Genomic DNA, 21,575 nt, shown 5'->3' with positions numbered 1-21,575 from the left:
GTTATCGCGTGCGGGTGGGGCGTCCCGAGGTCCGCGCCGTGGATGATGAGGGGATGGAGCCAGCGTGGCGGTTGGCGGAGGAACTGGGCGCGGTGAGTGGCCGGGATGGCGCCGTGGTGCTCTCCGACCGAGGGGTGCCGGTTCAGGCATGGGTGCAACTGGGGCCCGGGGCTTCCGCGGCATTGAGCAGCCTGGTGCGGGCGGCGCTGTCCTCGGACTGGCTCGTCACCCCACGGCTTCCGGAAGAGCCGGTGGGCGCGGGAGCGCGCTGGGTCGTGGCGCGAGCCCAGGAGGAAGGGCTGGCCGTCGTCACCTATGAGTTGGTGGAGCTGGAAGGGGCCCGCGGCCGGGTGCGTTTCCTCCTCCAGTCCCAGGGAGCGGAAGGTCCGCTGGCTCCCAGGGCCGAGGGCGAGCTGCGCTTCGACCTGCGCCGCCCATTTCCCGAGCGGCTGGAGGTCCTTTACACGTCGCGCGCCGAACTGGGGACGCAGGGCGCCCGGCGGCTGGAGGTGGTCCGCCGCACGCGGGTGACGCTGGAGTCCGGCAGCCCCTTGGCCCCGGCGCACCCTGAAATGATTGCAGCCCCCTGGATATCGGAAGGGGAGCAGGTTCGCGCACCGTGAAATCGGCCGCGCTCCCCGAGCAAGGGAACAATGGGCGTTGGCTTGGCTTTGGGCCGTGCCTGCGTATCCTGCCGCGCGTCATGGCCACCGCCCCCGCCCCCTTCTCCGTTTCGCCTCCCCATGCACCTGGCCTGTCGGCGGTGCCTGCCCCTCAGCACGAGCCAGGCACCCGGCTGCTCGTCGGGCTGTTGCTGGTGGCGGCGCTGGTGCCGCGGCTGGGCGTGTTCTTCGTCAACGAGAACCTCTTCGGTGACGCGGTGGTGCGCACGGAGCTGGCGGAGCGCTGGTTGCGGGCGCCGCACATCATCACCGCCTATGGGGACGGGGCCTACCAGTTCGGTCCGTTGCACATGTACCTGGTGGGCGCGGCGCTGTCGGTGTTCGACCGGGAGGTCGCGGGCCGTGTGGTGAGCCTGCTGTTCGGCGTGTTGTCGGTGGTGCCGCTGTTCGCGCTGACGCGCCGGCTCTTCGGCTGGCGCGCGGGCGTGGTGGCGGGCCTGTCCTTCGCGGCGTGGGGCATGCACATGCAGTTCTCCACCACGGCCAGCAGCGAGGCGGTGTCCCTCTTCTTCATGCTGGCCACCTTCGCGCTGTACGCGGAAGGCGTGGATGACAACCGCTTCCTGCCCCTGTTCCAGGCGGCGTTGATGCTCAACCTGGCGTGCGCGCTTCGCTACGACGCGTGGATGTACATCCCGCTGCTCACGGTGGCGCTGTGCTTCAGCAGCCAGGACAAGGTGGTGTCGCTGACCCGGGCCGTGGGCTTCGGCCTGGTGTGCCTGCCGTTCCCCCTGTTGTGGATGCAGGGAAATGAGCTGATGCACGGTAACCCGTTCTTCCCGGTGGTGGCGGTGGAGGACTTCCACCGTAACTGGGTGAAGTCGTCCCTGGGCTCGGGGTCGAACGTGCTCTGGCGGTTGCAGCAACTGGGGTTCTGGCCCGGCATCGCCTTGCTCACGCTGTCGCCTCTCGTCGCGCTGCTGGGCATGGCGGGCATGGTTCGCGCGTGGCGCTCGCGTCCGGACACGCGCTGGCTGGTGGCCGCGGCGGTGCTTCCCGCTGCCTACTTCACCTTCCGGGCGGCGGTGCTGCTGACCTTCGTTCCGCTGGGCCGCTTCACGGTGACGCAGGTCGCGCTGCTCCCCGTCTTCGTGGCCTTCGGCTTCGCCGGGCTGGTGGCAACGCGTGGAGGGCCCATGCTGCGCAAGGCCCTGGCGGGCGTGACGGTGCTGGTCGCCGTGGCCGTGCCGGTGGCGATGGGCGTCTATACGTTCCGCGCCGACGGGCCGCTGCAGTCCACGATGCGCCCCATCAGCCCCACGTCCACGAATCCCGTGGCGCTGATGCAGGTGGCGAAGTTCCTGAAGGCGGAGGTCGCCGCCAAGGGTGGGGCCGCCGCGCTCGACGTCGACCCGAACTACATGGACCTGCAACTGGCCTTCTTCTCCGGCCTCCCCGAGGAGCGGCTGGCGCGCGTGCGCTGGGACACCTTCCGCCAGCGCATGCAGGAGGCCCGTCCGGAGGTGCTGGTCCGCTTCGACGGTGGAGCGCTGGCGAAGGCCGAGGGCGTGAAGCTGGAGGAGCGCTCGCTGGTACTGGACGGCGTGGCCTACCAGAAGCTGGATGGCTTCACCGCGCCGCTTCACGTGTACCGGCGTCAGCCGTAGCGCGGTGACCTGGAGGGGCCCTCGAGTCCCTCAGGGCTCCGAATCGTAGTCGTCGGGGTGATAGTCGGTATCCGGCGGCCGGTGGGCATCCAGCCATCCCTGGAGGATGAACTGCGCGGCCACCTGATCGATGACCTCCCGGCGGCGGGCCCGGCTGACGTCCGCCTCGAGCAGGGTCCGTGTGGCGGCCACGGTGGACAGCCGCTCGTCCCATAGCTCCACCGTCACCCCCAGCGACTGGGCCAGGGTGTCCGCGAACTTCCGGGACGCCTCGGCGCGCGGGCCCTCGCTGCCGTCCATGTTGAGCGGCAGGCCCAGCACGACGTGGGTCACCTCATGTTCGCTCGCGACGGTGGCCAGCGCCGCGAGGTCCGCCTTGAGCGACGTGCGGCGGACGGTGGTGATGCCTTGGGCCGTGAGGCCCAGTCCGTCCGAGACGGCCACTCCAATGGTTTTGGTGCCCAGGTCCAGGCCCATGGTGCGCATGCCGCGGAACTTAACCGCAATCCTTCGTCGTGGACCGCTCCGTCCGCACCTGGGGACGTGCCCCTGCCTCGGTGAGTGCTAACCGCCGGAATTCGCTGGGTGCCTCCCACGCCCACGGACGGCACCGCCGCTGCAATCCAGCGGTCCCGTCCGAAGGACGACTGCGCGGCGTCTACTTCAACCCCGTCGCGCGAGAGGGTTCATGCTCGACTTCCTCAAAGGTGCGGCCAACCTGCTGGCTGGCCCCATGTCCACCGCGGTGGATTTCGCGGGCAACGCGCTGGGATTGCCGCCGCTCATCACCAACTCCATCAAGGCCGCGGCGGGGGCCGCGACGGGCAACGTCATGCTGGCGGCCAGTGGCGCCATGGGCGTGGCGCAGGAGTTGTCGAAGAACCCGCCCGCGAAGACGGAGTACCACGCGTCCTCCTCGGGCAGCTCGAAGGCCGACAGCGGCTACGCGCCCTCCGCGTCCTCGTCGCCCATCCTGAATCCGGGCAGCAGTCCGTTGGATCCGAAGATGCTCGACTACTCGGACGCCCTGAAGGTGCTGGAGGCGAACTTCCAGCAGTTGGACCTGTTGGATGGCAAGAAGAACGGCTCGCTGTCGAAGAAGGACCTGCAGCGCATCTCCACGGACGCCAGCCTGTCTCCCCAACTGCGGGACGCGGCCCGCTTCATGGTGGAGAACACGGCTCTCTTCGAGCGGCTCGACCGGCAGGGGCCGCTGGCGCGGATTGGCATCATCTCGCCGCTGTACAACCTCGACACCTTCTCGGTGCAGGACCTCCAGCGCGAGCTCAAGGCGGTGGATGCGGAGTTCGCGCGGTATGGCCGGCCTGTGCGCCCTGGAAGCAGTGGTACGACGCCTCCTGGGACGGGATGCACGCCTGGCGGTGGTGGCACGACGGCGCCGGGGACGGGCGGCACGTCCGGCGGCGGTGGCTCCGCGCCTGTCTCGGGCAGCCCGCCGACGTCGCCAGCGAGCCCGCTGGACCCGGACTTCCACGAGTACCACGAGGCCTTGCGCGTGCTGAATGCGAACTGGGACACCTTCGATACCGCGGTGGGAGCCCGGGACAACGTGCTCACGCGCGACAACCTGGACGCCATCCTGAACAGCCCGGCGGCATCATCGACGCTGAAGCGCGCCGCGCAGTTCTTCAAGGACCACCCCGCGTACTACGACCGGCTGGAGATGGCCGCGGGCGTGGGGCCGAGGGACGGCATCGTGGGTCGGCCGGATGTCACGGCCGCGCTGCGACAGGCGGATACGGCACGGGCGTCATCCGGAACGCAGCCCGCGAGTGGCGCTGGGGGGAGCCGGCCAGTGGGCGGCGCTTCGTCGAATGTGCGGAGCATCGTCGACAACCCGAACATGAGCATCGAGGACAAGATTCAAGCCATCTTGATGTCCATCTCCAGCGACACGGACGAGGAGATTCTCGACGTGATGGAGCAGATGGCGAACGTGCGCGACCAGCGCGCCTCGTTGGGCACCGGTGAGGCGGACCGGAAGGCGGGCGCGAAGCTGGAGAGCAGCATGCAGGAGCTGGAGCTGCGCCTTCAGCGGCTGGTGGAGAAGCGCAAGGCGATGTTCGACCTGATGAGCAACATGTCCTCGAAGTTCCACGAGATGGCGAAGACGGCCATCTCCAACCTGCGGAGCGCCTGAGCCGTCATGGGACGCATCATCAAACACGAGGGAGCGGTGGCCATGCGGATGCAGCGCGGCGCGGTGCAGGGCTTGAAGGCGTTCGCCCGGGGAGAGGTGACGTGGGCCGAAGTGGAGGGGATGACCTTCGAGGAAGCGAAGGCCATTGCCCAGGTGGGTTGTGACCTGGCGGCGGCGGGACGTCTGGAGGAAGCCCGCATCCTCTTCGAAGGCCTGGTGGAGGGAAACCCGAAGGACGCGGCGGCGCGGGCGGCGCTGGGCACCGTGTACCAGAAGCTGGGCAAACTGGATGACGCCATCGCCGAGTACAGCGCCGCGCTGGAGCGTGAGCCCGACAACCCGGTGGCGCTGGCCAACCGGGGCGAGCTCTACCTCCGCAGGGGAGAGCGCCAGGGCTTCACCGACCTGGCGAACGCGGTGGAGGCGGACCCGCACGGCGAGACGGCGGGCGGCCGCCGGGCGCGGGCGCTGGTGAAGGCCATCACCTTGGTGGCGGTGGAGAAGCTGAAGGAGGACTCGCAGCCGTAGTGCCGGAGTCGGGGGGAGTGGGGCCACCCGGCTGTCGGGGAGTGGCCGGGTGGAGGCAGTCGGCGGGTGGGCTCGGAGAAGAGGCGTGGCCGGAAGGGGAGGGGGGAGCCCACCTGTCGACCGCTGTTTCAGGGCGTGGGAAGCGACGCAATCCGTTCGCCGATGGGCGGATGGCTCATGCCCTTGAGGACGACCCAGCGGGGGGGCTCGGGGTCCATCTTGTTGACGCGCGCGGCCTTCACCAGCATGCGCCGGAAGGCGTCCACGTCATTCGTGAGCCGCAGGGCATAGCGGTCCGCTTCACGCTCACGTTCCCGGGAGAAGGCGCCCGAGATGGGCTTGGCCGTCAGCACGAGGAGGAAGAAGAGCAGGGAGATGAGGGGCAGGTTGCGGATGTCCGCGAAGTGGGTGGCGCCGAACCAGCCCCGCGACGCGGACAGGCGCAAGAGGCGGTCGAGCGCGAAGAGCAGGGCCACCAGCATCAGCGATGAGGCGATGCGGGCGGGCCACTTCGACTCGTTCACATGGCCCGCTTCGTGTGCCACCGCGGCCAGCACTTCGTCCTCCGAGAGTTCCTTGAGGATGATGTCGTTGAGGACGATGGTGCGCGTGGGGCCCTGCCCGGCGAAGTAGGCTTGCAGTCGGCGCGAGGCGACGGAGGTCTCCTCCACGAGGACGTCGGCGAAGGTGATGTCCGCCTGCTCCATGAGGTCCACGATGCGGGTTCGCAGGGGCCCCTCGGGCAGCGCTTTCTGGTTGAAGAAGAGCCTGCTGCGATACGGGTCCAGTGCCCCGGAGACGAGGAGCAGCAGTGCCACGGGCACGCCCAGCACCAGCCACCATTGGCGCAGCTTGCGCGCCAGGCCGAACATGCCGATGACGAGCGCGGAGAGGGCGAAGGCCGCCAGCAACTGGGCCTTGACCATGTCATAGGCGAAGGTGGCGGGCGTCTGCGTGGACATGCCGTGCCGGTGCTCCAGCGTGTAGCTGAACCAGACGTCCACCGGCAGGTAGACGAGCGACACGAACAGGTCCGTGAAGAGGGCGAAGAGCACCGCCGCGCCCCAGCCGGGCTTGCCCCACAGCCGGTCCATGGCGTGGAAGAAGGCGCGGCTGACCGGCGCCGTCCGAAGGAAGCCGAGCCGCCGCTCCAGCCCCGCGGCGGCCGCCACGGCCAGGCGGTGGAGCGGTTGGACGAGTACGCCCAACATGAGCAGCATCAGGGCCAGGTTGGCGAAGGGGCCCACTGCGGCCCGGATGTAGTAGGGCCGATGGAAGGCGTGAATCTCCGCCAGTTGCTCGGGCGTGAAGAGGGGCTCCATGGAACCCCCAGGCTACGCCGTGCGCCCCCGGCCTGCCCAGCCAGGGGCGTTACTGCTGCGCTCAGGTATGGGGCTCGCCCCCGGAGGAGGGCGCCGCCGACGCGGGCTCGCCCTCCGCGTCCGCCAGCAGCAGGGCCTTCACCTTGGCCAGGCTCTCACGCGTGCGGTCCACGAAGGTGCTCTGCGAGCCGATGCGCTCGGCCGTCTCCAACGTGCGCTCGTAGATGTTGATGGACTTGGTGAGCAGCACCCGAATCTTCTTCCGCAGCTCCTGCCGGTAGATTTCGGCCTCGCTGGCATCCAGCTCAGCGGGGGCGGGTGAGTTCACCATGTGCTCGTAAAGGTTCTCGTAAAGCGAACCAATCTGCGTCCCCGCGGCGGTGGCCCAGTAGCCGTTGCCCACGCGGATGGAGCGCAGGTAGTGGCCCTGCGCGGACAGGAGCAGCTCGGCTTTGTAGTTGAGGTCCTGGGCGAGCTTGTCCGCGCCCTTCGCCGGGTCCAGCTTCACGCCCTCGTAGTGGAGCCGGTACAGCTCGCCGATGAAGAAGTGGGCCTGTGCGGGGAAGTAGTCGTCCACCTCGCCCTTGTCCTCCAGGGCGTCGTAGGTGGAGAGCGCCTTGCGCAGGGTGGCCTCGGCGGTTTCCGGCGAGCCGCTCTCCAACTGGCAGATGCCCTGCTGCACCTGCGCTTCGAGGCGGCGATTGAGGGGGAGGTCCTCGCGCGCGGCGATGATGCCCAGCAGCTTCGAGGCCTGTTCGTAGCGCTCCAGGTGGTAGTCCACCTCCGCCACGCGGAAGGCCGCGTCCAACGCGTCCCCCTGGCCCCTGGCCGGGTCCGACAGCTCGGAGAAGCGGTGACCGGCTTCCTCCCACTCCTTGATGCGCTGGTGGGCAAGGCCCGCGTTGTAGAGCGCCGCGCGGCGGTGGCGGCTGTCGGGGAAGAAGTCCACGAGCCGGCCGAAGTAGCGCGCCGCCTGTTGGAAATCGTTCGCGGCGAAGGCCGACGTGCCGCCCGCGAAGAGCTCCTCGTCGTTGAGCTTGTCCAGCTCCAGGTCCGCCGTCACCGTCACCGCGTCGAAGTGGAACTCCTGCTTGGGCGACTTCGCCTGCGGCTCCTCCCGCGCGGCGGAGCCCGTCGTCCGGCACCCGGACACGACGACGCCCAGCGCGGCCATCCACCACCATCGGCTGACAGGCTTCTGCTTCAGCGCTCTCCCGTTCACCACATCATCCTCCTGGACCGGCACCCCCTCCCGGACAGCACCGGGCACCGCGGGGTTCCCACCACCGTCATCGGGCCCGCCAGCTTAATGCGCCCGACCCGTGCGCGCTTCCCTGGCCGGCTGCTTCCCGCGGACGGCTGGACTGAAGAAGTGCGGCGATTTCGCACAAGCACCGTGCGAAACAGGGAAACGCGGCGGTGGGCCCGAAGCGTGTGGGCCCCAGGCCGTGGTCAGCCGAGTGTCTCGTCGCCTACCAGGTAGCGTCCGGTACGCCACAGGGCGGAGATATCGTGCACATCCATCGCGAAGCGGGGCACCTGGACGATGGGGACACCCGGACAGGCGGCCTGGAGCTGGTCGATGCCGGTGCGGTCCTGCTCGGCCAGGATTTGCTGCTCGCGCAGCGTCTCTTCCACCTTGGCGCGGCGGCTGGGCGTCAGCGTGGCCGCGTCCGCCCACAGCGCCTCCGTGGGCATGGGGTGCACGCGGTTGACCACCAGCGACACCACCTCCATGCGGTGCTGCTTGAGCATCTTGTGGAAGTGGATGGCTTCGTCCATGCGCTCGGGGTGGGGGCTCGTCACCAGCACGAAGCCGGTGTTCGGGTCCTCCAGCAGTTGGCGCACGCCCCTGGCGCGCTCGCGAAAGCCCTCGTTGAGCGAGGAGATGGCGAGCATGAAGTTGGAGAGCTCCTGGAGCATCTCCGTGCCGGTGAACTTGGCCAGGCCCCGCATGACATAGCCGCCGCGGTTGAACAGGGACATCCCCAGCTTGCCGGCCTTGAGCGCCGGGGTGAGGAGCCACTTCGCCGCGTCGTTGTCCAGGAAGTCCAGCACGCGGTTGGGCGCATCCAGGAAGTCCAGCGCGTGCGCGGTGGGCGGCGTGTCCAGGACGATGAGCTCGTAGTTGCTGCTGCGGCGCAGCTCCCACAGCTTCTCCATGGAGATGTATTCCTGGCTGCCCGCCAGGGCCGTGGAGAGCGACTGGTAGAAGCGGTTGGACAGGATGCGCTCGCGCTGCTCGGGCGGAGCGACGCGGGTGATGAGCTCGTCCCACGTCTGCTTCATGTCCAGCATCATCGCGTACAGCGACGCGCGGGGCTGGACGCCCAGGGGCTCCAGCGCGGTGGCGGGGACGCGCGTCTCCGCGTTGCCCAGCGCCGTGAGGCCCAGCGAGTTGGCCAGCCGCCGCGCCGGGTCGATGGTGCACACCAGGCTGGAGCGCCCATCCACCGACGCGCGCAGGGCCAACGCGGCCGCCGCCGTCGTCTTGCCCACGCCGCCGGAGCCCACGCAGATGAGGACGCGCTTGCCCGCCAGCGCGGGCGACAGGGCCGTCGTGCTCACGCCGCCCCCGTCACGAGAGGTTCGAGGTGCTCCATGACCTGTTCAATCGCCTTGCGCCCGAACTCGGGCGTGAAGAGCCGGGGGACGGGGTAGACGGGCGCGTGCAGGTTGCGCTCCAGCTTCGTCCCGGCGAGCACCGCCTGTGCCGCGCGGTCGTGGTGCGCCTGGGCCACGGCGAGCAGCTCCGGATGGCCCCCCAGGGCCTCCAGGTCCGCTTCGGTGAAGCGCTCCGGAAAGGATTGGTTGAGCACCGCCGCGTGCGTTCGCAGGCTCACCTTGTCCCGCAGCGCCGCGTGCAGCTCCAGCGCCTCGTTCACCGGCATCTCCTCGGGGAGCGCCACCAGCACGGCGGCCGTCACCGCCGGGTCCACGAGGAGGTCGCGCATCTTCTGGGCCTCGCGGGCCATGGGCCCCGGCGGCACCGTCTGAATCAGCACCTGCGGCACGCTGAGGAAGGAGATGGCGTGGCCCGTGGCCGGCGCGTCCATGATGACGGTGTCGAACCGCCAGCGCCCGTCCGGGAGCTTCTCCTGCAGGTGGAACATGATTTTTCCCAGCAGCACCAGCTCCTGCAGGGACGGGATGAAGCGGAGGAACTGGCGCACCAGCCGGTTCTCGAAGACCGTCTTGTAGAGGGTCTCGAAGCGGAGGACCATGAGGCCGTACTCGCGCATGGCCTCCTGGGGCCGCACGTTGACGGCCCAGAGGTTCTGCTCCAGTTGGGCCACTTCGGGCCCGGCTTCGGGGCGCTCCAGGAAGCGGCTGACGCGCTCCTGGGTGTTCACTTCGCACACCAGGGTGCGCTTGCCCGCGCGCGCCGAGCGCAGGGCCAGGGCCGCTGCGACGGTGCTTTTGCCGACTCCGCCCTTGCCGGAGACGATCCACAGGCGCTTGTCGAGTAGTCCGGCCATAGGTTGAGAGCGGCGAACCGTAGGAATCGTGTTCACGGGAGTCAACGCGTTTGGCCTCGGCTTGTTGCGCTGCTTGACACGTCGCGTTGCCCCCTCGCAGAGTGCGGCGTTTTCTTCAAGACTTCCAGATGGCCCGGTAGGGCTTTGCTCGCGAGGACGCGCGTTTTCATGCTCAAGAACAACCCGGTGATGAAGAAGCTCGTGGAAACGGGCGAGGAGCGCATCGGCAAGCTGGCGCAGCAACTGCTCTCGAACGAGAAGTTCGTGGCGGCGGTGCAGACGCTGGTGTCGCGCTCCCTGGCGGCGAAGGGCACCCTGGACAGCGCGCTGCGCACGGCCCTGTCCGCCGCGAACCTGCCGTCCACCGCGGACCTGGAGCAGCTTCGTTCGAAGGTGGACGACTTGGAGCGTCTGCTCTCGTCCGTCGAGGGCAAGGTCGACACGCTGCTGGCGGCGAAGTCCCCGAAGAAGTAGTCCGCACGTCGGAAGCCGCCACCTTCTCGGTGGATGAGGAGTGCCCACGCATGAGGCGCATCGCGTTCATCAATGAGAAGGGTGGGACCTGCAAGACGACCCTGGCGGTGAACACCGCCGCCTGGCTGGCCAAGGAGCGTGGCCTGCGGGTGCTGCTGGTGGACCTGGACACGCAGGGCCACGCGGGCAAGGCCCTGGGCGTGGACGTGCGCACCTTGCCGCGCAACGTGTTTCACCTGCTGACGGACACGTCGGTGCGCTTCGAGGACGTCGTCCAGCGCTCGGCCCTCGAGGGCCTTGACGTGCTGCCCGCGTACAAGGAGATGGCGGACTTTCCCGTCGTGGTGGCCGCGGATGAACGTCGGGCCCACCGGCTGGCGGACCGCCTGCGCGCGGCGGAAGCGGCGGGCTATGACGCCATCGTCTTCGACGCGCCACCCTCCATGGGGACCACCACGCGCAACATCCTGGTGGCCGCCACCGAGGTGGTGGTGCCGGTGGCGCTGACGTACCTGGCGCTGGATGGCTGCGCGGAGGTAGCGGACACCGTGCGCCAGGTGGGCGAGGCGGAAGGGCGGCCGGACCTCCGCGTCACGAAGGTGGTGCCCACGCTGTACCGGAAGACGGCGCTGGCCACGGCGATTCTGGAGCGCCTGAAGGCCTACTTCCCGGACGCGCTGGCGGCCACGCCGCTGGGCTACGACGTGAAGGTCGACGAGGCCCAGAGCCACGGGCAGACCATCTGGGAGTACGCGCCGCGCAGCCGAGGCGCGCAGATGCTGGCCGCCATCGCCGCGGAGTTGCACGGAGAGCCCGCCCCCAAGCGGAGGCGGGCGTCACAGAAGGCCTGAAGCCGCGCGGCTACTCCTGCGTCGGCGGGCCCTTCTGCTGCTCGGCCTGCTCCAGCTTCTTCTCCAGCTCATCGAGGCGCTGGGTGAGCGAGGCCATGTCGCGGCCGAGCGCGGGCAGGTTGCCGGTCAGGTTCTCCACGACGTGCTTCACGCGCTCGTCGATTCGGCGCTGCCACTCCTCGAAGGCGCGCTGGCTGGCCTTGAGCAGGTCGGCCGGGCTGAGCCCCGCGGCGGCAGCGGTGTCCGCGGCGGCGGTGTCCTCGGCGGCGGCGACGGGGGCCTCGGGCTCTCCCTCTGCCCGGGGGGCGTTCTCGTCCCGGCGCAGGAGCTTGTCGAGGCGGGACTCGGCCTCCTCGCGGATGGAGGCGACTCGCGGGGAGACCTCCTTCTGGATGAACCCGGAGATGGACTCGCCGGGGTGGCGGATGATTTCCCGCAGCACCGACAGCGGCATCTGGTTCTTCTTCTTCTCCTCTTCGAAGATGATCTGCGCGAGGGTGACGGAGGTCAGGTCCTCCTTGGTACGATTGTCGACAATCCGTACCTCGGTGCCCTCCTTGATCATCGCTGCGATCTCATCAAGGGTGACGTACCGGCTCTCCACGGTGTCGTAGAGCTTCCGGTTCGTGTACCGCTTGATGATCTTCGGCTCCTTGCTCGGAGCGCCTGCTTGCTCAGCCTCGCTCATGTGTCTCTCCGCCCCTTTTGGGCTCGACATCAAGCCACGTGCCCCGCCTGAGTCTCGCAGGGGCGTTTCTCGTAGCAGAGGGGGTGGGGGCGAGCAAGCAACGTGAACCCGGCTCGCCGTGCCTACCCCGTCGTCCTATACTCGTGCTTCCAGCCGGGCCTGCTGAATGATCGTCAAGTGTGAGCGGTGCCAGACGCGGTTCAAGATCCCCGACGAGAAGGTGACCGAGAAGGGGGTCAAGGTCCGCTGCACCAAATGCCAGAACACGTTCCGGGTCACCCGCGAGGCCGCTGTCGGCGCCCCGGGTGAGCCGCCAGCCCCCTCCTCGGACGGGCAGGTGGACCCTTTCGCTCAATTTGGGGTCGCGCCAGACCCCACGTCGGTGGACGTCACCAAGCCGGGCTACTTCGAGCTGGGCGTCGAGGCGAGCAAGCCGATGCCTGCTCGCCCCAGTCCTCCTGGGCCGAGCTGGAACAGCATGGACGGCGACCTGGGCTCGGAAGACGGTGTCTTCCGGGAGCCCACGCGAATCACATCGCTGCCGCTGCCTCCCGCCGCGCGTCCGCCCGATGCGCCGGTTGGCCGCGCGCCACCGCCGGGCGCCTTCGTGGTGCCAGGTACTGAGCGTTCGGGGCGTCCGCCCGCCGCGGTGCCTGCGCCCCCTGGCCCGGGAAGCGCACCTGCGCGAGCGGCGGGGGCCCGAGGTGCGGGTGGCCCCGCTGGCATGGAGGACCGCTCCATGCCTCCCGTCCCCGAGGATGCTGGGCCCTCCGTGTCCCCGGCCAGTGCTCGCCGCGCCGCCGCGCCGCCGCCGGTGGCCGACCCGTTCTCGGAGCTCCTGGGGCCGCCTTCGCCTGCCGAGCCGTCGGCTGCGAATGCGCTCCGCCGAAGCGCGGTGCCGCCGCCTCCGGGGGGCGCGCCCGCGGGTGCCGTGGCGCTTGGGACATTGCGTCCGGGCGCGGCTCCGCCCCCCGCTGCTCCGCCCGCTTATGGTGGGGACGATCCGTTTGCGTCCATCGACATCGATGATGCGGCGGCGATGCCAACGATGGCCACGGGGGCGCCGCCACCGGTGGAGAACGACCCGTTCGCGTCCATCGACATCGACGATGCGACGGTTCCGTCGGCGGCGCCTGGGCTGCCTCGGCCCGTGGGGAGCGACCCGTTCGCGTCCATCGACATCCATGCGGCGGTGCCCGCGAAGTCCCCGAGGGCTGCCTCACCTTCGGTAGGAAGCGATCCTCTCGCGGCGGCAGACATCCATGCCTCCGGGCCTGCGAAGTCCACGAAGGCCGCGGCACCTTCAGTAGGAAGCAGTCCTCTCGCTGCGGCCGACATTCATGCCGCCGGGCCTGCGAAGTCCACGTCGCCTTCATCGGGGAATGGTCCTCTCGCCGCGTTCGACCTACATGCGTCGTCGCCAGCCGCTGCGGGCAGTAACGACCCCTTCGCCGCCATCGACTTGCGGGCACCTGCCGCGTCGACCCGGAAGGCAGCGCCGCCGCCTGCCGGAAGCAACCCGTTTGCATCCATCGACATCCATGCTGACGCTTCCGCCGCGTCTGGCAGCGGGCCTGTGCCAGGCGGGAGTGACCCGTTCGCGTCCGTCGACCTCCACGCCGACTCCTCGGCCGCGATACCGTCTTCCGTGAATCCCCGGGACTTGTTCGACCTTGGCTCGGACGTGGGCGGGCACGGCGAGGATTCCGGCCTCCTGCCCACGGACACGGGCCGCGCCGCGCTGTTCGGGACCTCGGATGCATCCGATGCCTCCCTGCTTGGCGATGTCCCCCCCGCCGTGGATGACGCGGAGGCCTTTGGCGTCACCCTGGGCCGGGTCGGGGCACCCAGCGGCGTCCAGCGCGAGGTGCTGGACATGGACGGGCTGCCGTCGAAGCCCGTGGTCACCGTGGCCAAGCCCACCGCGCGTCCCGAGGACGTGGGCATCCCGCAGAGCCGCCCGTCGAGCCGGCTTCGCAAGGCGTTGGGCTTCACCGTCAACTTCGTGTTGGCCGCGGCCCTGGTGGCCGTGCTGGGCACGGTCGGCCGGGTGTACCTGAGCGAGGGCCGCCTCGACGTGTCGGCCCTGTCGCTGGACTCCCTGCGCACGCTTTTCGTGCCCGCGTCGAAGCCGCTCGTGGCCGTGGATGTGACGAACGGGCTGTACGAGACGCGCGAGGGCCGGTCGCTCTTCTACGTCCGCGGGGACGCAGCGAACCATTCGGACGCCGCCGCCCGCATCCGCGTGCGCGCCGCGCTGTATGACGGAAGCCAGCGCGTGGCCTCCGCCGAGGCGCTCGTGGGCGGGGTCCCCACGCCCGAGGAACTCTACGGCGTGGGCTCACCCGACGCGGCGGTGGCCCTGCGCCAGCGCGTCGACGAGGCCGCCGTCTCCGTGGCGCCCGGCGCCAAGGCCCCCTTTGTCGTCATCTTCCCCGAGCACCCCGCGGACCCGGGGGGCTACCGGCTGGAGCTGACACTGGAGCCCGAGCGCTCCAAGTCGGCGGAGGCCGCCCCCCGGACGGAGTGAGCCACCATGCCCACGCAGGAGGATGCCCGGACCGTCGCGCGCTTCATCCATGCCTTGAGCGGTGGGTCGGAGGTCCGTCGCAAGGCCGCCGCGCGTGAGCTCGCCTGGAGAGATCCACTCGACTCCAACGAGCTGGTGGGCCACCTCATCGCCCTCTCGCGCGCGGGGTGGGGGCCCGCCTCCTGCGCGTTGTCGGACTTCATGGCCGCGCTGGAGCAGGAGGCCGAGCACATCCCCCATGTGGCGTCGCTGCGGCGGCTCGCGCACGTCCAGTCGCTCGACACCGTGGCGGACCTGTTCGCCCAGGGCCCCGCGAAGCTGGAGATGGACCCGGACGCCGCCGCCCGCGCGGACGCCAACGCCTTCTCGCAGTCGCTCGGGCACCTGAAGCAGCAGGCCCGCCTCACGAGGGACCCGGACACCCTGTCCCGCCTGGCCACCGTCAGCAATCCCACTGTCCTGCGCAACGTGCTCATCAACCCCCGGCTCACCGAGGAGTTGGTGGTCCGCATCGCCGCGCGCCGCCCGGCTCGGCCCGAGCCGCTCATCGAAATCTGGAAGTCACCGCGCTGGTCCGTGCGCCACGCCATCCGGCGCGCGCTCGTCTTCAACCCCTACCTGCCGCCGGAGACGGGCGCGAAAATCGTCCCGCTGCTCAACACGGCGGACTTGAGGGAACTCGTCTCGAACGCCGCCCTCCATCCCGCCCTGCGCGCGCAGGCCACCCGGCTGCTCGCCGAAGGGAATGGAACAGGGCCTGCGGCCGCGTCACTCATCCCCGGGCGTCGCGGGCACGACTGACGGGCTTCGCATCCTGGGGCGGGGAGGGGCCTAGCGGCGGCGCGGCTGCTCGGGCTCCGTGAACTCGGCGTCCGTGGTGCTGCGGCGGCCCGGAGGCAGCGGCTTCGCATCCACCAGGTCCTCGCCGCGCGACGCCTTGCGGAACGAGTACACGAACTTGCCCACGGCATTGCCGAGCTGACCCATGCGGGCGGCCGAGAAGACCACCAGCAGGATGAAGCCGAGGACGATGATTTCTCCGAGGCCGAGGCCCAGCATGATGGAGCACAGTGCAGCAAAGGGCGGGGGGAGGCAAGCCATGCGTCCACCGCCGCACGCCCGGTTGGACTTCTGATGCACGGCGGCGGCCACCCGCGCAGACTGGAGGGCATGCTCCTGCTTGCCCACCGTGGCGCCAGCGCCGATGCCCCCGAGAACACCCTGGAAGCCTTCGCCGAGGCGGTCCGCCAAGGCGCGGACGGTGTGGAACTGGACGCGATGCTCTGTGGCTCGGGCGAGGTCGTCGTCTGCCACGACGAGCGCCTGGAGCGCCTCGCGCGGCTGCCGTGGGAGGTTCGCCTCACCCCGTGGTGGAAGCTCCAGCGGGCGGACGTCGGCTCGCCGCTGGGCTTCGCCCCCGCCCGAATCCCGCTGCTGGAAGAGGTGCTGGAGGCCCTGCCACCGCAGTTCCTGGTCAACATCGAGCTCAAGTGCGAGCGCGCCGACGACGGAGGCCTGGCGGAGCAGGTGGCGCGGCTGGTGCGCCGGCGCGGACTGGCGGGCCGGGTCGTCATCTCCAGCTTCAACCCGCTGTGTCTCTTCCGCCTGGCGGCGGCGGCGCCGGAGCTGCGCCGGGGGCTGCTCATCGACCCGGACAAGTCCTGGGCCCTGCAGGCCTACGGGGTGAGCCCGCTCGTGTCGTCACACTCGGTCCACCCCTTCCACGAGGCCTGCACCCCGGAACGGGTGGCCGCGTGGCGCGCGGCCGGGATGAGCGTGGCGGCGTGGACGGTGGACGACCCCCAGCGCGCCCATGTCCTGGAGCGGATGGGGGTCAGCTACCTCATCACCAACCGGCCGGGGGCGGTCCGTCAGGCCCTGCACCCCGCCGCGTAGCGCTCAGAAGTCCAGGCCGAGCGTCGTGTTGAAGGCGAAGACGGCCGGCAGGCCCCGTTCCACGGTGCTGCCGTTCTCCTCGTAGGAGACGCTGCCCGTGCGCGTCAGCGACAGCTCCGCGCCCAACTGGAGCACGCCGCCAATGAAGCGGACGCCGCCGTAGATGCGCTGGTTGATGTTGCTGCCGAAGGAAACCTTCCGGTACGCGGCGGTATCCGTCAGCGCCGCGCGCGAATCGTCCCCCGTCGTGTCATCGAAGCTGCGGTCCGGGTTGAAGTCGATGCGGCTGGACGTCGCGCCGACGAAGCCCAGGTCCAGGCCGCCGTAGGGCGTCAGCGTCACCATGCCGCCCAGCGGGAACTGCTTGCCCACGCCGAAGTCCAGGCCCATGACGGTGAGGCCCAGGTCCCGGGCGCCGAACAGCTTCGTCACGTGTCCGCGCACGCCGAAGTCGGGCAGGTAGGTGAAGCCCTCGTTGGCAGCCCACTTCAGCTCGCCGGTGGCCACCACCTGGCTGCTCTTCTCCACCCAGCCGACGCGCCCACCCAGCTCCAGCGAGAAGGGCAGGCCCTTGCGCGCGTGGAAGGAGGGGATGAGCACCGTGGAGGGCTGCTCGTTCTGCGTGGGGATGTTCACGCTGCCGGGCAGCGACACCACGGAGAGCTCCGCGTTGATGGCCCAGGCCGAGTGGCCCGTCGTCTCCGGGGGCATCAAGTTCACGGAGGTGATGGCCGCGCCCATGATGCGGGCGAAGGCCTGGAAATCCGCGTCGGCGGACGCCACTGGGTTGTCACCCGTGGGGTTGCCGAACCGCGCGATCTGCAGGTCATTGGGCGCCGCGACAACGGACGCGCCTGACGCCCAGGCCGCGAGAGCCACCCACCGACTGAACGTCCGCATTCGAGTCACCGCCTCCAGGGCGCGCGACCGGCCGGTAAGGCGCCCACCGCGCCGGACGGTAACGCCTGCTCGCGAGGAGCGTCAACAAAACGGGCGGCCCCTCCCGCGGTCTCCTCTCAAGGAGTCCCGCTGGAAAGGCCGCCCGGAAGGAGGCGGCGCGCCAGGTGGGCGCGGGGCGCCTACTGCGGCTTGTTGGCGGGGCTACCGGCAGGCGAGGCCATTTTCTGGGCGACCTCGGCCGGGCGGCGGCGGATGACCAGCGTGCGGCGGCTGGCGAAGTCGTTGTCCTCGCGTGCCACCACCAGCACGTTGTTGTTGCCCTCCTTCAGCGCGAACTCCGTGGAGAACTTCAGCGTGTTCGGCTCGGCGCCCTTGGGGTCCACGCCCTTGAAGTAGACCTTCTGGTCGTTCACCAGCACGTAGACGTCCAGCAACCCGTGGGGGTCCGTCACCACGCCGGAGAGCGTGAACTTGTCCCCGTTGGCGACCATGCCGCCAGCGGCCGGATCCACGTCCAGGCGGATGTCGGGCGGGCGGTGGTTGGTGACCAGCGTGGCCTTCGGGGTGGTGGCCTTGCCCGTCTTCAGCTCCTTCGCGTCCTGGCTGCGCACGAAGGCGAAGCGGTCCTTCTCCAGCTCCACGCGGTAGTAGCCCTTGGTGACCGCCTCGGCGGGCAGCACCGTCGTCCCGCTCAGCTTCGCCACCGCGCGCGCACCCTGCGCGGGGGCGCCATACAGGTCCACCTTGTCGCCCACGCGGATGAGGCCCTTCTTCGGCTCCATCGTGGCGATCGCGGCGTCGGTGACGGGCAGCTCCAGCTTCTCCATCACGAACTCCTCGAGCGGCTCGTCGATGATGGCCAGCTTCAGCGGGAAGGTGTTGCCCTTGAAGCCCTTCTTCACCTCCAACTGGAAGCGCGCCGTCTTCGTCTCACCGGGCTTCAGCTCGCCCAGTTTGAAGCGGCCCTTTTCGATGAAGATGTTGGCGTCGCCGCCATTCTTGATCTGCGTGAACGAGTCGAGCGCCGTGCCGGTGCCCGCGTTCGTCACGTCGAGCAGCACAGATACAGTCTCTCCGCGCTGCACCGTGCCGTCGCCGTTGCAGGTGGCGCAGTCGTCGATGACCTGCCAGTTGAAGGCGAAGGCGGGGCGGGGCAGCTCCACGAAGTTGAGCTCGGCCACCCGCGTCTCAGGCAGGGCGCCGTGGTCATCGAAGAAGCGCACCGTCACGTCGTCGCGGCGGCTGGTGAGGTCCTTGGGCAGGCGCACCTTCACCTTCCACGTCTTCTTCTCACCCGGCGCCAACGCACCGAAGAGGAACTCGCGGCGGTCCAGGAAGGCGTTGTCGCTCTCCGTCCAGGCGCGCACGCGCTTGAGCGGCTCGGTGCCACGGTTCTCCGCGGTCAGCGCCATCTCCATCACCTCGCCCGCGAGAATCTTCGCGTCCGGGCCCGGCGTCAGCGACACGGCCATCTGCACGTTCTTCGGCGTGGGCCCCGCGCTCCAGTCCACGCCCAGCGCGGCGATGGCGGCGTTGATGCGGGACTCCTCCTCGGCGCGCTTCTGGTCGATGAACGCCTTGCCCTGCTTGAGCTGCTCCTTGCGCGTGGTGGCCGGAGCGCGCAGCACGAAGTCGCGGGCGAATTGGACCTCGAAGTCCTCCTTGATCTCCTCCTGGGCCTCGGCGTCGAGCTGGTCGTCCAGGTCCTCACCCATGCCGGCCACGTCCACGTCCAGCAGCGGGTCCTTGTCCCCGTGCTTTTTGGCGTTGGCGGCCGTCTTCGGCGGGGCCTTGCCCTCTTCCTTCTTGGCGGTGGCCTGGGCCTGCTTCTCGTCCACCTTCAGGTACTTGAGGCTCTCCAGCGGCTTCTCGCGGTTGAGCACGTCCTCGCGCTTCTTGGCGACGGTGCTGGAGTCCGGGTTGCCGAAGTGCTGGTCCAGGTCGGCCTCGCCCATGGAGCGGCGCGGCGCGAACACGTCCACGCGCTCATCGGTGGCGCGGGTGGGGACCAGCTGGATGTCCGGGACGATACCGACCTCCTGGATGGAGACGTCGCCCGGGGTCAGGTACTTGGCGATGGTCAGCTTCAGCGCGCTGTCATCCGGGAAGTCGTACAGCACCTGCACGCTGCCCTTGCCGAACGTCTGACGGCCGATGATGGTCGCGCGGTCGAGGTTCTTCAGCGCGCCGGCGACGATTTCGGACGCGGAGGCGCTGCCAGCGTTCACCAGCACGGCGATGGGGTAGCTGTCCTCTCCGTCCGTGGCGCGCGCGCGCTTCTCCTCGCGCAGCTTGTCGGACAGGCCCACCGTCGCGACGATGGTGCCGCTGGACAGGAACGTGTCGGACACCTGGATGGCCTGCTCCAAGAGGCCGCCCGGGTTGCCGCGCATGTCGAGCACCAGGCCCTTGAAGCCGCCCTTCGCGTCCGCCTGCTTGCGCAGCTGCGTCAGCGCCGCCTCGAGGTCGCGGGTGGTGTTGCCCTGGAAGTTCTTCAGGCGGATGTAGCCCACGTTGTTGGAGAGCATCTTGTGCTGCACGCTCTCGATGGAAATCATGGCGCGCGAGAGCGTCATGATGCGGGGCTTGTCCCAGCCGTCGCGCTCCACGGTGATGGTGATGCGGCTGTCCACCGGGCCGCGCAGCTTCGACACGGCCTCGTTGAGGTCCATGTTGACGGTGGACTCCTCGCCAATCTTCTTGATGCGGTCGTCCTTCTGGATGCCGGAGCGGTGCGCGGGCGTCTTCGGGATCACCTTGACCACGGTGAGGTTGCCCTCGCGCATCTGGATGACGAAGCCCAGGCCGCCGAACTCACCCTTGGTGGACAGCTTCATCTCCCGGTACAGCTCCGGGCGCAGCAGCACCGAGTGCGGATCCAACGTGGACAGCATGCCGTTGACGGCCGCGTACTCCACGTCGCGCGTGTCCTCGATGGGCCGCATGTTCTTCGACAGGAAGTCGAAGACGTCCTTGAGCGCGAAGGACATCTTCCACAGCGAGTCCACGTGGGCGATGTCGAACTCGCGCTGCTTGCCGTTCACGTTGACGTTGAGCTTGCCCGTCTCCGCGTTGCCGTCCACGAGCACGTCGGGAACGCTCTTCTCGACGTACTCCAGCGAGGCGATCATCATCTCCTTCGGCTTCACCCGCTTGGGGTCGACGTAGTTCTCCTTCACGTAGAGGATGACCTTCGTCAGGACGCGCAGGCTGTTGAGGTCGTGCGGTGCCTTCTCGCCTTTGACGGTAGGAAGACTGCCGTCCCACGAGCCTTGCCCGGCCTCGGCTGCACCCATGGTCAGCGGCAAGGGAGCCCGGTTGCTGCCCACCAGGGCCCAGGCGCCGAGGAGCACGGCAACGGCTGTGATTCGGCGGAGGAAACGCGGCATTTGGTTCATCCAAGCTGGGGCGCGCTGTCCGGCACCCCGGGTGTGGCGAGAAGCCTTGAGATTTCGACCGTTTATACCGAGTAGGCGAACACTGTAAGCGGCCGGGCAAGCCTAATCACGGGCTCCTGGTGCTTCAAGGCATCGCCTCTCTGCTGGTGGAGCAGAACGTCCCTGGCGGGCATTGCGTTCCCGGTTCCCCGGGTTGGACACCCGGCTCGGGCGTTTATTTCAACGCAGCGGTAGTGGACTCCCCAGGAGGGGGCGCCAGCAGCCGGGCCTCGCGCAGCCCGCCATAGAGCAGGGTGCCGGCGACGATGGCCACCGGGAGGAAGAAGGCGTTGAGGATGGGGACCCAGAGCAGCACGTAGATGCCCGCGCCCAGGCCCAGGCAGAGCGCCCGGCGCTCGCGCAGCATCCGGCGCACCTCGGCGAAGGGATACAGGTGACGCGTCATGGGGGCGGCCAGGTACTCACCCGCCATCCACGTCATGGTGTACAGGCTGGCGAGGACCGTCCACAGCACGCTGCCCACCCCCGGTATCAAGTGGAGGGGCAGGAGCACCGCCAGGCCCGCGAGGAGGAAGAACAGCCGCGCGAGCGTATGGGCGATGCCGGTGACGAGCCCCCGGACGAAACCCGCCACGGTGAAGGAGGCGCCTGGGCCGCCGCCACAGGCCTCTTCGGTCAGCTCAGACAGTGGATCCTGGAGCGGGGCCAGCAATAGGGGCGGCAGCACGTTGGCGCCCACGACCCAGAGCACCAGGCCGGACAACACCAGCACCGCGGTCCAGGCGGCCTGGCCGTACCAGCTCTCCGGGCGGGTCCAGACGGATTCCAGGGCACCGGGGGCGTAGCGCCACAGCAGCCAAGCGAGCCCCACGAGCGCGGCGGCGGTGACGGCGGCACAGAGCGCGGACAGCAGGAACAGCCGACGGTCGCGCAGGATGAGGGAGAAGGCCCGGCCGAGGAGCCCCATTCCCTGGAAGAAATCGGACAGGCGGGGCTGGGGGGAGATGGTGGGGAGGGTGGAGTGTGGGCTCATAAAGGCCAGTGCGCAAATCCGGGCG

Annotated in this window: 18 protein-coding genes and 1 pseudogene; 9 read left to right on the top strand and 10 right to left on the bottom strand. The window is 69.4% G+C overall.

Going from position 1 to position 21,575, the window contains the following annotated elements; genetic code table 11:
• Both FMQ63_RS29215 and FMQ63_RS29210 read left to right on the top strand, forming a co-directional pair.
• A pseudogene (locus tag FMQ63_RS29215) lies at nucleotides 1-623 on the top strand (hypothetical protein); the annotation flags it as partial.
• Nucleotides 620-2,290, top strand: a complete 1,671-nt coding sequence (locus FMQ63_RS29210) for a glycosyltransferase family 39 protein (RefSeq protein ID WP_020478459.1) — start codon at nucleotides 620-622, stop codon at nucleotides 2,288-2,290. The pseudogene FMQ63_RS29215 and the gene FMQ63_RS29210, both read left to right, overlap by 4 nt.
• Before the next feature lie 30 nt (nucleotides 2,291-2,320).
• Here FMQ63_RS29210 and ruvX read toward each other — a convergent pair whose 3' ends face one another.
• Nucleotides 2,321-2,776 (bottom strand): Holliday junction resolvase RuvX, encoded by a 456-nt coding sequence (gene ruvX / locus FMQ63_RS29205; protein ID WP_011555774.1) that lies wholly within the window; start codon nucleotides 2,774-2,776, stop codon nucleotides 2,321-2,323.
• A gap of 202 nt (nucleotides 2,777-2,978) precedes the next feature.
• Here ruvX and FMQ63_RS29200 point away from each other — a divergent pair, with 202 nt between their 5' ends.
• On the top strand, nucleotides 2,979-4,451 hold the full coding sequence (locus FMQ63_RS29200; RefSeq protein WP_011555773.1) for a hypothetical protein: 1,473 nt from the start codon (nucleotides 2,979-2,981) through the stop codon (nucleotides 4,449-4,451).
• 6 nt (nucleotides 4,452-4,457) lie between these two features.
• Complete coding sequence (locus FMQ63_RS29195) at nucleotides 4,458-4,979, top strand: tetratricopeptide repeat protein (protein WP_011555772.1); 522 nt, start codon at nucleotides 4,458-4,460, stop codon at nucleotides 4,977-4,979.
• Between the two features lie 128 nt (nucleotides 4,980-5,107).
• Here FMQ63_RS29195 and FMQ63_RS29190 read toward each other — a convergent pair whose 3' ends face one another.
• The 4 genes from FMQ63_RS29190 to FMQ63_RS29175 all read right to left on the bottom strand — a co-directional run bounded on the left by FMQ63_RS29190 (nucleotide 5,108) and on the right by FMQ63_RS29175 (nucleotide 9,780).
• Nucleotides 5,108-6,301 carry a M48 family metalloprotease gene (locus FMQ63_RS29190; RefSeq protein WP_020478458.1) on the bottom strand — a complete coding sequence of 398 codons (1,194 nt, stop codon included), beginning with the start codon at nucleotides 6,299-6,301 and terminating at the stop codon, nucleotides 5,108-5,110.
• A 61-nt stretch (nucleotides 6,302-6,362) separates the two neighbouring features.
• Entirely contained in the window at nucleotides 6,363-7,547 is a 1,185-nt protein-coding gene (locus FMQ63_RS29185; protein ID WP_020478457.1) for a tetratricopeptide repeat protein, read from the bottom strand.
• Nucleotides 7,548-7,753: 206 nt separating this feature from the next.
• Nucleotides 7,754-8,869 carry an ArsA-related P-loop ATPase gene (locus FMQ63_RS29180; protein WP_011555769.1) on the bottom strand — a complete coding sequence of 372 codons (1,116 nt, stop codon included), beginning with the start codon at nucleotides 8,867-8,869 and terminating at the stop codon, nucleotides 7,754-7,756.
• The gene (locus tag FMQ63_RS29175) at nucleotides 8,866-9,780 is read right to left on the bottom strand and encodes an ArsA family ATPase (protein WP_026113791.1); all 915 of its coding nucleotides are present in this window, start codon (nucleotides 9,778-9,780) and stop codon (nucleotides 8,866-8,868) included. Before FMQ63_RS29175 ends, FMQ63_RS29180 begins: the two co-directional genes overlap by 4 nt.
• 168 nt (nucleotides 9,781-9,948) lie before the next feature.
• Here FMQ63_RS29175 and FMQ63_RS29170 point away from each other — a divergent pair, with 168 nt between their 5' ends.
• Together FMQ63_RS29170 and FMQ63_RS29165 are read left to right on the top strand one after the other, a co-directional pair.
• The gene (locus tag FMQ63_RS29170; protein ID WP_020478456.1) at nucleotides 9,949-10,254 is read left to right on the top strand and encodes a hypothetical protein; all 306 of its coding nucleotides are present in this window, start codon (nucleotides 9,949-9,951) and stop codon (nucleotides 10,252-10,254) included.
• Between the two features lie 50 nt (nucleotides 10,255-10,304).
• A complete protein-coding gene (locus FMQ63_RS29165) occupies nucleotides 10,305-11,105 on the top strand; it encodes a ParA family protein (RefSeq protein WP_043611587.1) in 801 nt (266 codons plus the stop codon).
• 10 nt (nucleotides 11,106-11,115) lie between these two features.
• Here FMQ63_RS29165 and FMQ63_RS29160 read toward each other — a convergent pair whose 3' ends face one another.
• Nucleotides 11,116-11,793 (bottom strand): polyhydroxyalkanoate synthesis regulator DNA-binding domain-containing protein, encoded by a 678-nt coding sequence (locus FMQ63_RS29160; RefSeq protein ID WP_011555765.1) that lies wholly within the window; start codon nucleotides 11,791-11,793, stop codon nucleotides 11,116-11,118.
• A gap of 166 nt (nucleotides 11,794-11,959) precedes the next feature.
• Between FMQ63_RS29160 and FMQ63_RS29155 the strand changes: the two genes are divergently transcribed.
• On the top strand, nucleotides 11,960-14,323 hold the full coding sequence (locus FMQ63_RS29155) for a zinc-ribbon domain-containing protein (RefSeq protein ID WP_011555764.1): 2,364 nt from the start codon (nucleotides 11,960-11,962) through the stop codon (nucleotides 14,321-14,323).
• Nucleotides 14,324-14,329: 6 nt separating this feature from the next.
• Nucleotides 14,330-15,124, top strand: a complete 795-nt coding sequence (locus FMQ63_RS29150; RefSeq protein WP_011555763.1) for a hypothetical protein — start codon at nucleotides 14,330-14,332, stop codon at nucleotides 15,122-15,124.
• Nucleotides 15,125-15,154: 30 nt separating this feature from the next.
• Here FMQ63_RS29150 and FMQ63_RS29145 read toward each other — a convergent pair whose 3' ends face one another.
• Nucleotides 15,155-15,382, bottom strand: a complete 228-nt coding sequence (locus FMQ63_RS29145; protein ID WP_043611634.1) for a twin-arginine translocase TatA/TatE family subunit — start codon at nucleotides 15,380-15,382, stop codon at nucleotides 15,155-15,157.
• Between the two features lie 111 nt (nucleotides 15,383-15,493).
• On the opposite strand from FMQ63_RS29145, the gene FMQ63_RS29140 reads away from it, so the two are divergent.
• Nucleotides 15,494-16,219 (top strand): glycerophosphodiester phosphodiesterase, encoded by a 726-nt coding sequence (locus FMQ63_RS29140; RefSeq protein WP_011555761.1) that lies wholly within the window; start codon nucleotides 15,494-15,496, stop codon nucleotides 16,217-16,219.
• 3 nt (nucleotides 16,220-16,222) lie between these two features.
• Here FMQ63_RS29140 and FMQ63_RS29135 read toward each other — a convergent pair whose 3' ends face one another.
• The 3 genes from FMQ63_RS29135 to FMQ63_RS29125 form a co-directional block, all read right to left on the bottom strand.
• Nucleotides 16,223-17,119: a hypothetical protein gene (locus FMQ63_RS29135; protein ID WP_026113790.1), complete on the bottom strand. Its 897-nt coding sequence runs from the start codon at nucleotides 17,117-17,119 to the stop codon at nucleotides 16,223-16,225.
• 179 nt (nucleotides 17,120-17,298) lie between these two features.
• Complete coding sequence (locus FMQ63_RS29130) at nucleotides 17,299-20,517, bottom strand: MXAN_5808 family serine peptidase (protein WP_011555759.1); 3,219 nt, start codon at nucleotides 20,515-20,517, stop codon at nucleotides 17,299-17,301.
• A 214-nt stretch (nucleotides 20,518-20,731) separates the two neighbouring features.
• Nucleotides 20,732-21,550 carry an EI24 domain-containing protein gene (locus FMQ63_RS29125; protein ID WP_011555758.1) on the bottom strand — a complete coding sequence of 273 codons (819 nt, stop codon included), beginning with the start codon at nucleotides 21,548-21,550 and terminating at the stop codon, nucleotides 20,732-20,734.
• Between the last annotated feature and the right edge of the window lie 25 nt (nucleotides 21,551-21,575).

The sequence above is a fragment of the Myxococcus sp. CA005 genome (assembly GCF_006518205.1).
Taxonomy (GTDB): Bacteria; Myxococcota; Myxococcia; order Myxococcales; family Myxococcaceae; genus Myxococcus; species Myxococcus xanthus.
This window is presented reverse-complemented; position numbering and strand designations above follow the sequence as displayed.

Excerpts from the sequence above, each read along its gene's own strand:
- ruvX (WP_011555774.1), bottom strand. The coding sequence starts at position 2,776 with ATGCGCACCATGGGCCTGGACCTGGGCACCAAAACCATTGGAGTGGCC.
- FMQ63_RS29200 (WP_011555773.1), top strand. The coding sequence starts at position 2,979 with ATGCTCGACTTCCTCAAAGGTGCGGCCAACCTGCTGGCTGGCCCCATG.
- FMQ63_RS29195 (WP_011555772.1), top strand. The coding sequence starts at position 4,458 with ATGGGACGCATCATCAAACACGAGGGAGCGGTGGCCATGCGGATGCAG.
- FMQ63_RS29190 (WP_020478458.1), bottom strand. The coding sequence starts at position 6,301 with ATGGAGCCCCTCTTCACGCCCGAGCAACTGGCGGAGATTCACGCCTTC.
- FMQ63_RS29175 (WP_026113791.1), bottom strand. The coding sequence starts at position 9,780 with ATGGCCGGACTACTCGACAAGCGCCTGTGGATCGTCTCCGGCAAGGGC.
- FMQ63_RS29170 (WP_020478456.1), top strand. The coding sequence starts at position 9,949 with ATGCTCAAGAACAACCCGGTGATGAAGAAGCTCGTGGAAACGGGCGAG.
- FMQ63_RS29165 (WP_043611587.1), top strand. The coding sequence starts at position 10,305 with ATGAGGCGCATCGCGTTCATCAATGAGAAGGGTGGGACCTGCAAGACG.
- FMQ63_RS29160 (WP_011555765.1), bottom strand. The coding sequence starts at position 11,793 with ATGAGCGAGGCTGAGCAAGCAGGCGCTCCGAGCAAGGAGCCGAAGATC.
- FMQ63_RS29155 (WP_011555764.1), top strand. The coding sequence starts at position 11,960 with ATGATCGTCAAGTGTGAGCGGTGCCAGACGCGGTTCAAGATCCCCGAC.
- FMQ63_RS29150 (WP_011555763.1), top strand. The coding sequence starts at position 14,330 with ATGCCCACGCAGGAGGATGCCCGGACCGTCGCGCGCTTCATCCATGCC.
- FMQ63_RS29145 (WP_043611634.1), bottom strand. The coding sequence starts at position 15,382 with ATGCTGGGCCTCGGCCTCGGAGAAATCATCGTCCTCGGCTTCATCCTG.
- FMQ63_RS29140 (WP_011555761.1), top strand. The coding sequence starts at position 15,494 with ATGCTCCTGCTTGCCCACCGTGGCGCCAGCGCCGATGCCCCCGAGAAC.
- FMQ63_RS29135 (WP_026113790.1), bottom strand. The coding sequence starts at position 17,119 with ATGCGGACGTTCAGTCGGTGGGTGGCTCTCGCGGCCTGGGCGTCAGGC.
- FMQ63_RS29130 (WP_011555759.1), bottom strand. The coding sequence starts at position 20,517 with ATGAACCAAATGCCGCGTTTCCTCCGCCGAATCACAGCCGTTGCCGTG.
- FMQ63_RS29125 (WP_011555758.1), bottom strand. The coding sequence starts at position 21,550 with ATGAGCCCACACTCCACCCTCCCCACCATCTCCCCCCAGCCCCGCCTG.